The sequence below is a fragment of the Halorubrum sp. LN27 genome (assembly GCF_016635065.1).
GTDB classification, from domain to species: domain Archaea; phylum Halobacteriota; class Halobacteria; order Halobacteriales; family Haloferacaceae; genus Halorubrum; species Halorubrum salipaludis.
Genome location: NZ_JAEPET010000001.1, coordinates 2,221,845 through 2,234,183 on the forward strand (window position 1 = coordinate 2,221,845; position 12,339 = coordinate 2,234,183).

General features: G+C 69.5%; 9 protein-coding genes. 1 reads left to right on the forward strand and 8 read right to left on the reverse strand.

What is annotated here, in order from left to right; all coding sequences use genetic code 11:
- Window positions 1-43: 43 nt before the first annotated feature.
- The gene (locus JIN95_RS10820) at window positions 44-916 is read right to left on the reverse strand and encodes an alanyl-tRNA editing protein (RefSeq protein ID WP_200531461.1); all 873 of its coding nucleotides are present in this window, start codon (window positions 914-916) and stop codon (window positions 44-46) included.
- A 152-nt stretch (window positions 917-1,068) separates the two neighbouring features.
- On the opposite strand from JIN95_RS10820, the gene JIN95_RS10825 reads away from it, so the two are divergent.
- Window positions 1,069-2,907 (forward strand): archaellin/type IV pilin N-terminal domain-containing protein, encoded by a 1,839-nt coding sequence (locus JIN95_RS10825; RefSeq protein WP_200531462.1) that lies wholly within the window; start codon window positions 1,069-1,071, stop codon window positions 2,905-2,907.
- A 56-nt stretch (window positions 2,908-2,963) separates the two neighbouring features.
- Here JIN95_RS10825 and JIN95_RS10830 read toward each other — a convergent pair whose 3' ends face one another.
- Genes JIN95_RS10830 through JIN95_RS10860 form a run of 7 tightly spaced genes read right to left on the reverse strand, consistent with a single transcriptional unit; the run spans window position 2,964 to window position 12,295 of the window.
- Entirely contained in the window at window positions 2,964-3,788 is an 825-nt protein-coding gene (locus tag JIN95_RS10830) for a hypothetical protein (protein ID WP_200531463.1), read from the reverse strand.
- Entirely contained in the window at window positions 3,785-4,279 is a 495-nt protein-coding gene (locus JIN95_RS10835; RefSeq protein ID WP_200531464.1) for a hypothetical protein, read from the reverse strand. The genes JIN95_RS10830 and JIN95_RS10835 overlap by 4 nt, the downstream gene beginning before the upstream one ends.
- Window positions 4,272-5,231, reverse strand: coding sequence for a hypothetical protein (locus JIN95_RS10840; RefSeq protein ID WP_200531465.1), 960 nt, complete (start codon window positions 5,229-5,231; stop codon window positions 4,272-4,274). The genes JIN95_RS10835 and JIN95_RS10840 overlap by 8 nt, the downstream gene beginning before the upstream one ends.
- Window positions 5,219-5,824, reverse strand: coding sequence for a hypothetical protein (locus JIN95_RS10845; RefSeq protein ID WP_200531466.1), 606 nt, complete (start codon window positions 5,822-5,824; stop codon window positions 5,219-5,221). Before JIN95_RS10845 ends, JIN95_RS10840 begins: the two co-directional genes overlap by 13 nt.
- A 2-nt stretch (window positions 5,825-5,826) precedes the next feature.
- A complete protein-coding gene (locus tag JIN95_RS10850) occupies window positions 5,827-6,399 on the reverse strand; it encodes a hypothetical protein (protein WP_200531467.1) in 573 nt (190 codons plus the stop codon).
- Entirely contained in the window at window positions 6,389-8,434 is a 2,046-nt protein-coding gene (locus tag JIN95_RS10855; RefSeq protein ID WP_095636154.1) for a type II secretion system F family protein, read from the reverse strand. Before JIN95_RS10855 ends, JIN95_RS10850 begins: the two co-directional genes overlap by 11 nt.
- A gap of 27 nt (window positions 8,435-8,461) precedes the next feature.
- Complete coding sequence (locus tag JIN95_RS10860) at window positions 8,462-12,295, reverse strand: ATPase, T2SS/T4P/T4SS family (RefSeq protein WP_200531468.1); 3,834 nt, start codon at window positions 12,293-12,295, stop codon at window positions 8,462-8,464.
- Window positions 12,296-12,339: the final 44 nt, after the last annotated feature.

A 12,339-nucleotide genomic window follows, 5' to 3' on the forward strand; every position in this document is an offset into this window, starting at 1 on the left:
GGCGGGATCGCGGGCCGAGGAGTGCGACCTCGTGCCGCCGCCGTCAGTCTCCGCCGTCGACGTGGTCGGCCAGCGCGAACCGGACGCGCTCCTCTTCCGCCCCCTTCGTCTCTCGACCGGTGACGACGACCTCGCCGATCTCGGCGGTGTTCGCGACGTGCGTTCCGGCGCAGGCGGTCCGGTCGTAGGGGGCGGCGTCCGGACCGGTTCCGCCGATCTCGACGATCCGCAGCTCGTCGATCGAGTCGGGAAGGAGATCGATCCGCGTGCGGTCGGTGTCGAGCGTCGCTTCGGCGGTCTCGCGCTCCATCGTGTAGCTACGCACGGGGCGCTCGTCGCCCACGAGCTCGTTGAGCCGGTCCTCGATCCGCGCGAGGTCGCCGTCGTCGAAGCGCTCGTACGCCGCGTCGAGGTGCGCGTGGTCGTCGTAGAGCTGATTCCCCGTCGTCCTCGCGTCGAACTCCGCCAAGAGCAGCGCCGAAAGCAGATGCTGGGCGGTGTGATACCGGGAGTGCGCGCGCCGCCGCGCCGCGTCGACCTCGCCAACGACGGTCGTTCCGGGTTCGAGGAGGGAGAGGGCGTCGCCGGCCGGGGCGTCGTCGAGCGATTCGGCGGGGGAGTCGTCGGCGACTCCGGACCCCGTGCCTCCCGCGGGCTCGAGGGTGTGGTAGACGGCGTCCTTTTTCTGTACGTCGACGACGCGCCAGCGTCGGCCGGCATTCCCGTCATCCGCCGCGCCGCCGTCCGAGTGATCCTTCTCGTCCGCGACCCGGAGGGTCCCCCTATCGTGCGGTTGACCGCCGCCCGTCGGGTAGAAGTGCGTCCGGTCGAGGACGACCCGGTCGTCGAGGACGCGCTCGACGGTCGCCTCGAACGTCGTCACCGCGTCGTCCGCGAGGTAGAGCTCCTCGGTCATGCCCGGACGTTGCGGTGCCGCGGGCTTCAGTGGTGCGCCCGGCGGCGCTTCCCCTCGGGGGCGCGAACCGCCGACCGCCATCGGGGGAAAACTGCTCTCAGATCCGATATTCGGATGTCGACGTTTATCAGCGCTCCGGACGTAGTGCCCGCATGAACAGCCCCGAGCGCGCGCAGAGCGAGGTCATCGGGACCGTGCTGCTCCTGGGGCTCACGATCGCGGCGATCGGGATCACGGTCGGGATCGGATCGACCGCGCTCGCGGACGCGCAGTCGTCCGCCGACATCGAGCGTATCGAGGGGTCGATGACGCAGGTGGACTCGAAGGCGAGCCTCGTCGCCCACGGCGGGTCGACGAGCCAGCGCGTCCGGCTCGACCCCAGTCGCGAGGCCGACGTGCGGGTCGACGGCGAGGCGGGGACGATGCGGATCGAGGTGGAGGCGGAAAACGAGGACGGCGACATCGAGACGCAAACGGAGAACGTCACCCTCGGGGCCGTCGTCTACGAGCGCGGCGACGACCGCGTGGCGTATCAGGGCGGCGGCGTCTGGCGCTCGAACGGGGACGGGTCGTGGATGGTCTCCCCGCCGGAGTTCCACTACCGCGGGGACACGCTCACCCTCCCGCTCGTGACGGTCGACGGGGACGGCCGGCTCGGCGACTCCGCGGTCGTCGCGGGCGACACGAAACACCCCGAGGGACTGTTCCCCTCGGAGAACGTCTCGAACCCGCTGCTCGGCGGGAACGTCACGATCACCGTCGAGAGCGAGTACGCGGAGGCGTGGGGTCGCTTCTTCGAGACCCGCACGTCGGCGAACGTCACGCAGCTCTCGGAGACCGAGGTCCGCGTTGCGCTCCGCACGGAGACGGTCCATCCGACACTCAGCACGAGCGTCTCGGCGACGGCGAGTTCGAAGCTCGCCCTCGGTGAGGTAACCAGTCTGTACGCCGACAGCTACGACTCGTCGGACGGCTCGTACAATTCGAGCTCCGCAAGAGACGGAGCTCGGATACAGACGAGCGGGAAATTCCACCTCAACGCAAGGGGCGGGCGCGGCGATCCGGACTCGATCACGGTGCGTGGGGACGTCGTGGCTCCATCATTCAGCCCGTCGAGAACTAGCGATGTCTGGCAAGATAACACGAATATTTCCGGCGATCTGATACAATCGGACGGAAGAGCGAGCGTCGATCCCATCTCCGGGGCGATAACTGCGCGCATGGACCGGATCCGCGACGAGAACCTCGCGTCTGAGGGCGCGTTCAGGGACGGGTTCGAACACGACAACGGCTCGGAGATGACGATCGACGAGGACACCTACGTCAACGGCGGCGTGGAAGTTTCAGACGGAAGCACCCTCCGGATCGAAAACGGCGCGACCGTTCACATCAGCGGCGACCTCGACGTGAGCGGGTCGAGCGAGGTCGTGTTTGACAACGCCGGCGGTAACGTCGCCGTCTTGGTCGAACACGAGCTCGCGATGCAAGATACGGCCGCGATCAGCTCGGTGGGTGGGGACCTTGGAGAGCCCGGAGAGACTGTGGAAGACAACCGGAACCAGCTGTTCGTCGACGGCCCGGTCGGCATCGTCGGCGAGGCCGCGATCGCGACCGACGATACCACCCGGTTCGAGCTGTACAACACCGGCGCCGTCAACGTGGAAGACCAGGCGACGATCGCCGCCGACGGCGACGTGACCCGGAACCTCTGGTGGTATTCGAGCGCGGCGGACATCTACTTCGAAGGCGACCAGGGCGACGGAATCGACTTCGCCGGGGTGTTGTACGCTCCGACGAGCGGCGTGGAACTCCAAGACGATATGACGTTCAAGGGGTCGTTCACCTCCGCCAGCTTCGAGTTCGACGACGCCGACCTCAGCCTCCACTACGACGAGTCGCTCGCCACGCTGCAGCCGTTCGAAGGCGATTCGGTCCCCGTGGTGAGCCACCTCCACGTCTCCACGCACCGGGTGACGATCGAGAGCGACTAACCCGCCAGACGGTGGCCGAGACGACCGAGACGACCATTCGATCGGTCCGCGCCCGGTCACCGACGCAGTTCGATGATCCGAACGGTCTCGCGGACGTACACCGTCTCGGAGTGTCCAAGCTCCGCGACGGCGACCCCCTCCGTCCCGGCGGGCGTCGCGTTCCCGAACCCGTCCGTCTCCTCGAAGTACCGCCCCCACGCGTCCGGGTGTTCGGTCTCGACCCAGAGGTACAGCGTCTCCCCGTCCCCCTCGAAGCGCTCGGTCTCCGAGTTCGTGGTCGCGTCCTCGACCGTCGTGATCTGAACGGTCCCCTCGCCGGCGACGCTGTCGCCGCCGGAGCCGCGAACGAGCGCGACGATCGGAATCGCCGTCCGGTCGTCCGCGGCGACGAAGCGGGGTTCGGACAGCATCACGGAGCCGTCCCCGTCGCCGCGGACTAAGGCCCCGGCGTCGTACGCGATCGTCGTCCCGCCGTCCCGGTACGCGAGGGGCCTCGACGTCCACGCGGCGACGGTGCGGTTGTCGACCTCGCCGGGATCGCTGGTGTTCGCGAGGGTGAACCGCGTCTCCCCCGTGACCGAGAGGGTGCCGCCGGCCAGCCGGACCTCAGTCGCCCGGTTTGGATCGCCGTACCGCTGGATGTCCCGGAGGTTGTCGTCGAACACCTCGAACGCGCGCTCGACGTTGTCGATGCGCTCGGCCTCCCGCCGGTCCTCCACGCCGGAGATCCCGACGGCGAACACCGTGCCGATGGTGATCGTGATGAGCGAGAACACGAGGATGTAGCCGACGACGTCGCTCACCCCCCGCTCGTCCTCCACGAGGGAAGGGCCGCCGGGGATCCCTCCGATCGAAACCGTCCGAGAGCGTCGGTCGCTCATCGCTCCGCCACCTCCAGCGTCTCCGTCCCGCTGTCGTACTGGATCCGGACCGGACCGCCCCGAACGTTCGACTCGGAGACGGTCACGTTCGCCGCGTGAGGGATCTCGACGGCCATCTCCGGGTCGTCGGTCCGCAGCGTCACGCTCGCGTTGGTGACCGCGATCCGGTAGGGACGCCCGGCCAGCCGCGTCGGGAGGTCGACGGCGACCGAGACGTTCGCCGGCGCGGCGCCCGCCGGGCGTCCCGACTCCGCCGCCCGCGCGAGGCGGTCCGCGCTCTCGAGGTTCGCGACCACCGTCTGCCCGGTCACTTCGAGGTCCCCCCTGACGACCCGGTCGGTCTGCGAGTCGACGACCCCGCCGATCCCGATGACGACGCCCGAGAGCAGCACGGCGCCGATCGCGAGCGTCAGCACGTACCCGACTGCGGTGCTCACCCCCCGCTCGTCGCCGCCGAACCGCGGGCGCTCGGGACCCCGCCGATCACGCATCGGGCTCACCCGGGGCGACCCGAACCGTGGTCTCGAACCGGAGGTCGGCGGTCCGGTAGCGGAGGTCGATCGTCGCGTCGTACACGGCCTCTCGCACCGTCAGAGCGGTGTCGCTTGCGGGCTCCGTGGCCGACTCCACGGTCGCGGTCGCCGCCGCCCCGACGCCGTCGGCGTTCTCGAACTCGATGTCGTACTCGTCGTCGCCCAGGTCGGCCGGCCAGACGCCGGGACACGGCTCGCCGTCGAGCCGGTCGCCGGTGAGATCGAGCGTGACGGGGTCCCCGGTCGCGGCCGACCGACACAGCTCGGTCGGCGTCGAGCCGTTCTCGCCGCCGGCGACCACCACGTCTCCCCCGTTCTCGTAGAGGTACACCTCGCGGGTGCCGCCGGCCGCAGAGCGGTTGAACACGGCGGCGAACGCCTCGCTGCTCGCGTTCGCCGCGTCCGTCGACGGCAGAGTGCTCTCGTTCGTGAGCGAAAACGCGCGGATCCGATCGACGTCGGGCGCGGTCGTCGAGTCGTTGACCGGGCCGGAGAGGTACCACCCCGGCGTCGTGTCGACGGGCTCGACGACCGCGATCCCGCCCCGGCTCGCGTACCGCCCCGAGAGGTTCCGGTTGAGCTCGTCGACGCCGGTTTCGATCTCCGCGCCGGTCGCGGTCCCGTTCCGGTTGGTGGCGTCGATCAGCGCCCCGGTCTCCTCGACCGCGGCCGCGCGGACCTCCAGCGCCTCCCCGTCGGCGGCCTCGACGCCCCGGGTCGCGACGTTCTCGCTGTAGATGCTCGCGTTCAGGAGGACCACGAGCGCCACGAGCGAGACGGCGACGACGAGCCCGGATATCAACAGGAGCTGGCCGCGGTCCGCGTCCCGGAAGCGACGGTCGGCCGGACGGCGGTCGCCGCCCGAGCCGTCGCCGCCGTCAGCGCCGTCGCCGCCGATCACAGCTGCCATACGACGATGCGCACCTCCATGCGGTCGTAGATCGCGCCGTCGGCGGCGTCGACGGCGTAGAACTCCCCGGGGTCGCTCCCGTCCGACAGCCCCGCCAGCGTCGCGTTCTCGTACCCGGGCATGGTGAGGTTCGCGTCGTCGGTGAGCACGACGGTGCGAGTCGCCGTCACGGCGTTGTCGCTCGGCGACCCCATGTTCACCATCGTCGTCACCTCCTCGTTCCGCTCGCCGTGCGCGACGCGGACGTTGAACGCGATCCGCCGCTCGCCGAAGGTCCGGTCCAGCGCCTCGCCGAACCCGTTCGGCGGCCCGCCCCGCGCGAAGTGGTCGGGGTTCCCGTCGGCGGTGAACGACTCGTTCTCCGGGTCCCACCGGAGCAGGGCGTCCTCGAGGTCCCCGTTCGCGGCGCTGGTCTCCAGCAGGTCGGTGGCGACGGCGCGCTGCTGGTTCTCCAGGTGCTGGTTCGACGTGCTGGCCGACAGCGGCGTGACGGCGGTCGCCTGCAGCGCGAACGTCAGCCCGACCACGATCAAGATTGCGGCGGCGAACGCCTCCAGGGTGTGCGCCTGCGCGCGGTCCTCTGTGGCGGGCATCGTCACCACACCCACACCGTGAGCCGGTACTGGTCGCCGTGGATCGAGACGATCCGCTGCGAGACGCTGACGTCCCGGCGAGCGAGGCCAGCGGGATCGTCCGTGGTCCGGCTCAGGGTCACGTCGCGGCTCGCGTGGCGGGTGTCGATCGCCACCGTCGAGGCGTTGCCGATCGGCGCCGACTCGTTCAGCGAGTGGACCACGACCAGCACCTCTTCGTCGAGGCCGAACCGCGACGCGGCGTCGTCTTCGGTCTCCTCGGGACAGCCGGCATCGGCGGCGAGGCTGGCGTTCCCCTCGAAGAAGGCGGCGGTGCACGCGGGCGACAACACCCCCGGTTCCGTCGGCGACGCGGCCAGCACGTCGCTCGCGAGCCCGGCCGCGACGCGGTCGCTCACCACCGGCGAGGCGGTCGCCGCCCCGGAGAACGGATCGAACACGGTCGGGACGAAGGCGATCACGAACGCGAGCGTCAGCAGGAACACGCCGGCGCCGACCGCGAAGTCGATCGGGGTCTGCGCGCGGGCGACCGTCGGGTCCCGGCGCTTGACCGGTGAGAGCCGCCTATCCCACATAGATCCACACCCCCAGCGCGAGCGTCATCAGGACCACGGCGAACTTGACGCCGGAGACGATGTCGGCGCTCCGGATGTAGCCGCTGATGAACCCGGAGAGGATCGCCTGCAGCGTCACGGCGTGGAAGAACAACAGCGAGAGCACCTCGGGGTCGACCCCCCCGCCGCCCCCGAAGCCGGCGCCGCCCGCGCCCCCGGCGGCCGCCCCGCTGTCGGCCTGCGAGGAGAGCCCGCCCATCACGTCGATGAACTGCGTCTGAAGGATCGCCATCACGCCCAGCAGGGTGACGTACGTCATCACGATGATCGCCACCTGCATCCGGGTCCGGGAGATGCGTTCGCGATCGATGTCGTCCTGGTTCTCGGAGGCCTGCGCCGCGGTGGTCAACACGTCCGTGATCTGCGAGGACGCCTCCTGCGCCTCCGAGATGAGCTTCACCGTCCGGGCGAGCCGCGGGACCGCGTACTTGTTGTTGAACTCGACGAGGGCGTCCCGCAGGCTCATCCCGTAGTTCACCTTCGCGTGGACCACCTCGAACTCCTCGGCGAGCTTCCCGCTCGACGTCTCCGAGACCGTCTGCACCGATTCGAGCAGGGTCTGGCCGGTGTCGTTCGCGGAGGAGAGCTTCCGGAGGCTCTCGGAGAGCTTCCCCGTGATCGCCCGCTTGGACCGCTGACTCCACTCGTGGAACACCGCGAGCGGCCCCATCACGAGGTACGCGGGGACGTACACCCAGACGAACGTCGACCACACCGGCCGGTCCACCCACCCGTCGAACGTCGTCGGCGCGTTCCCCGAGGCGACCGCGACGCCGACGATGACGAGCGCGGCCGGCACGGTCAACGCGAGCGTGTACAGCGGGTTGTCCCGGAGGAACAGGTGCGGCGCGGCGACGATCTGTTTGGTCTTGTACGTCCCCTCGCGGTCGCGGATCCGGTCGAAGACGCCGAAGCGACCGACGAACGCCTCGATCAGTCCGAAGTGGAGCAGGCCCTCTTGGCTGGTCTGCCGCAGCCGCTCGCTTCCCCCGTCGGGGTGGAGGTAGCCGTCGCCGGGTTCGTCCTGCTTGACGGTGGAGACGAGCACGAGGAAGCCCGCGCCGGTCAGCGGGATGAGGACGTACACCGTCGCGTACAGCAGGCGGTCGTCGGCCTCGCCCATCATCCCCATGATGACGAGGATGATGATGAGGAGGAGGGGGAAAAGCGAGAGCGTCATGTACATCTCGCCGAACAGCTCCAGCGTCTCCAGCGTCATCTCGCGCTCCTGTTTTGACGTGCGGAGGTGTTTCTCCTTTTTGTCCTTCAGGAAGCTCTCCATGTCGCCGCCGGAGTTGACGATCGAGAGCATGTCCGCGAGGAACTGCGAGAGCTCGTCGGACGGGGTCTCCAGCGACTGCTGGCGGATCGCGTTCCGGTAGTCGGTGCCGAAGTACTCCGTCTCGTTGACGATGCTCTGGAACTCCCGGGACACCTCGCCGTAGGTGTCCTCCGCCGTCGCCATCGATCGCAGGATCTCCAGCTGGTTGAGCCCTCCCACGGAGAGGGCGTACATGAACGACACCGAGTCCGCGAGCAGGAGGTTGATCTCGCGCTCTCGCGCCGACGCCCGTGAGTAGGGGATCGCGAGCACGCCGCCGAACCCGATCGCGAACCCGATCGACCCGAACACGAGCCCGCTGACGAGGACCGCGGCGGGCACGACGAGCGAGCGCAGGAACTCCTGAACCGCCGGCGTCGGCGCGGGCACGCCGAGCGAGAGCGTGTCGGGGTCGATCAGCCCGAGCGAGAACACGCCGTAGCCGGTCAGCGTCCCGAGCGCCCAGAGCGCCCCGCCGACGAGCAGCCCGACGCCCAGCGCCCGGGAGACGTACATCTCCACCTGGTCCGGCATCCGGGCCTCTGCGAGCTTGCGCTCGATGTCGCCGACGAAGTCGCCGTCGGCGTCGAAGAGCAGCTCGAAGACGGGGTAGAACAGCTCCGCGAGGATGTTCCCGTCGACGGAGCCGTCGCCGACGCCGGTGTCGAGGCTCACGCCGCCCACCTCGTCCGGATCATGCGACTACCGCTCCTCCGGGGACTCGACGGAGCCGAACCCCCAGTCGTCGATGTCGCCGTCGTCGGTGTCGTCGCCGTTTTCGCCGTCGTCCTCGGCGGGGTCGTCCGCGCCCTCTGCGGGGTCGTCCGTCCCCGCTTCGATAGCGTCGTCCGCGTCGTCTTCCGGGCCCCCGTCGACCATCTCGGCGTCGTCCGTGCCGATCGCTCCGCCGTCGACCGCGCCGCCGTCGACGTCCGCCCTCCCCCCGGAGTCGGTTCCGTCGGGCTGCGGGGCCGGGCTCGGATCGAGCACGTCGATCCCCTCGTCGAACGGTTCGTCGAAGTCGATTCCGTCGTCGGCGTCGGCGTTGACGGCGGCGTCCGCATCATCGGTGCCGGCGGTGTCGCTCGCACCGGCCGCCTGCCCCTCGTCGACTGCCTGCCTCTCGTCGACCGTCTCCCCCTCGTCGACCTCATCGATCCCGTCGTCTGCGGCCGCCGCCGTCGGGCTCCGGTCCGCGAATTCTCTTTCGGACTCCGGTCCGGTTCCGAACCCGTCGCTCGGCGGTTCCGAGTCGGCGCGTTCGTCGCCGGGCTCGGCCGTCGCGGGTGCCGCGTCGCGCTCCCGGTCCATCTTCGTGTCCAGCGCCGCGGCCTCGTCGGCCGCCTGCGCGAGCGCCTCGCGGTCGGCGCCCGGCTCCGCCTCCACGTCGCGAGCCGGGGTGACGTCGAGCAGGGCGTCGGCGACGGAGTCCGGCATCCGGCCGCGGTACTCCGCAAACAGGTCCTCGGCCTCCGCGAGGATTCGCTCGACCTCCTCGCGGCCGGCCTCGTCCGGCTCCGGCCGCGGCACCATCTCCTCTTTGTCGCGGTCGACGTTGATCAGCACCGACTCCATCTCGCGGAGGTCCTCCAGCGACCGCTCTAGCTCCTCGTTGGCCATCAGCGCGAGCACCGTCTCCGGGTCGTTGATGAACGCCTGGAACGTCGCGGCCACCTGCGCGTAGCTGTTGAGCCCGCGGTCGATGAGGTACGCCAGCACGACGCGGCGCTTCCGCAGCTCCTCGTCGAGCGTCGCGCGGCTCCACCCGCGGTCGAACATGATGTCTTCGAGCGTGTTCGAGTCGCCCATCTGGAGGAATTCGTCGGTCTCGGCCTGCCACTGGAACACGTCTTGGACGTTGATCTCGTCGTTCTCGGCGTCGTAGTGATTGATCTCGGTCAGCGACTTGTTCCGGCGCACCTTCTTGCCCTGCACCCGCGTGGAGGTCTGGACGGAGACCAGATCGAGCGCGGTGAACATCGTCTTCGAGACGTTGATCGGGTCGGTGGTGAACCGCTTGAGCACCTCGCCGACGGAGTCGGCGTGGAACGTGGTGTAGGTGGTGTGGCCGGTCGACATCACCTGGAAGGCGGTCCGTCCCTCCTCGCCGCGGATCTCGCCCATGACGATGTAGTCGGGGCGCTGGCGGAGCGCGGCCTCCAGTAAGTCGAACTCGTCGATGTCCCCCTTGTCGTCGTCGGAGAAGGAGGGCCGCGTGACGGAGGCGATCCAGTTGCGCTGGGGGAGCTCGACCTCGCGGGTGTCCTCGATCGAGACGATCTTCGCGTTCGAGGGAATAAAGAGGGAGACGGCGTTCAGGCTCGTCGTCTTCCCGGAGGCGGTGCCCCCCGCGAAGATCAGGCTCTTGTGGTTCTCGATCGAGAGCCATAGAAAGGCCATCTCGTCGAGCGAGAACGTCTTCCAGTTGATCAGGTCGATCGGGGTGAAGGGCACGTCGTTGAACTGCCGGATCGTGTAGTTGGTCCCGTGGTCCGACACCTCGCGGCCGAGCGTGAGCTGTGCGCGGGAGCCGTCCGGCAGGGTGGCGTCCACCTGCGGGCGCCGCTTCGAGATCCCCTTCCCGGAGCGCTGCGCGAGCTTCACGACGAAGTCGTCGAGCTCGTCGGTGCCGTGGTAGACGTTGGTGATGATCTGCTCGTAGTCGGAGTGGTAGACGAAGACGGGGGAGTTGTACCCGTCACAGGAGATGTCCTCGACGTTGATGTCGTACTTGATCGGGTCGATGCGCTCGTAGCCGATGAAGTCCCGCTTGAGGTAGTAGAGCAGCTTCTCGACCTGGTGTTCCGAGAGCGTCTCCGGGTCCTCGGCAAGCACCGCCGGCTCGGGCCGGGCGAGCACCTTCGCGGGCGTCGACGTCGACTCCGTCGGCGGCTCGTACCCGAGCGACTCGGAGATGCGCCCGGCGATCCCCTCGGTGAGGTCGAAGCCGAAGCGGTCGGCGAGGTCGTCCACGAGGTCGTCGACGGCCCCGCGGGCGTCGTCGTCGCGCTCGTAGAGGTCGTACCGGTCGAGCAGCGTCAGCGTCTCGTCGACGATCACGCCTTCGCGGAACGCCTCGTCGCCGCCCGCGATCGACTCGTCGGCGTACTTGATCGAGGTCCGGAGCTTCCCGGTGAGGAACTCGACTAAGTCGGTCTCGATCTCGGTCCGGTGCGGCTGGACCGCGTAGTACTTCACCTCGTTCTCCTTCCGCGACCGGAACACGATCACGAACGCGTACGGCTTGTTCACCCAGTACCGCTCGATCTCGCGGAAGTGCCGCTTCTTCGGCATCGGCACCGCCTTCTCCAGGTCGTACCGGTTCGCGAGCGTGGTGTCGCCCTCGTCCGTCGAGAAGAACGCGTCCTCGTCGACCTCCGGGTTCACGTCGACCGTGCGCTCGTCGACCAGATCGGCGAGCTCGGCCGCGGCGTTTCCGCCCGCGCCCAGCAGCTCCTCGGTCCGGTCCGGGTCGAACCCCAGCGCCTCGACCTTGTCCTCGTGCGTGAACTCCAGCGGCTCTGCTTCCCCCTCCTCGTTCTCGACCGTCGGCGGGTTCCCGTCCTCGTCGAGGAAGTACTCGTCGCGGTAGTCGTCCCACGTGTAGTACCCCTTGAGCACCGGCACCGAGTAGAGGTCGTACCGCGCCGAACACAGGTCCCAGAGGGCGTCGCCGACCGCCGCGGCCGCTCCGACGCGGTACCCCGTCTCCGAGGGGTCGAACCCGAGGAACTCGCTCGGGTCGACGCCGATCCGGTCCCACTCCTCGCTCGTCGGCGCGCGGCGCGGGACCGACTCCACGGCGGCGCCCGCGGCGACCACGGCCCCGGAGACGCCCGCGCCGTCGACCGCGATGCCGGGGCGGTCCGCGGGCTCGTCCGGCGCTCCGCGATCGCTTTCGTCCTCTACGCCGTCGTCGACCGTCGCGTCGTCCTCGTCATCAGCGTCGTCCGTGTTCGCGCCGTCTGTGTCTGAATCGTCCGCGTCGTCCGCGTCCGCGTTCGCGTCGTCCGCGTCGTCCGTGTTCTCGTCGTCCGCGTCCGCGTCGTCCAGTTCTCCCGTCTCGTCGGCCGACCGCTCGGGATCGGGAGCCGCGGCCGCGGTCGAGGTCCCGGCGGGGACGACGGCCGCGCCGCTGAGGACGACGTGGTCGGGACCGATCACGAGGGTGCCCGCCTCGAGCGTCCCGTGTCCCGGGACGGGAGTGTCGCCGTCCGCCTCGTACGGCTCGTCGACGCCGGCGGCGCGGACCACCCGGTCGACGCCCGCTTCGAGGTGGGCCTCGACGGCGGTCGCGGGCACGACCGGCTCCTCGCCGATGTCGGCGTACAGCTCGTCCGCGGCTTCGTCGCGGCCGCGCTCGCGGAGGAACGAGCGCCACGAGTAGCGGCCCACCGAGACCGGCGGCTCTGACGGCGGGCGCTCCGGCGCCGATCGGTCCGAAGTCGGACGATCGGACGGGGAGCGATCGGACGCCGGCGATCCCGCCGTCTCGTCGGACGAGAGGGGCGAACGCTCGGCGTCCTCGGGTTCCATAGCTCCAACCACGGTTCTCCCGTTGAAAAAGGTGTCTCGCAAAA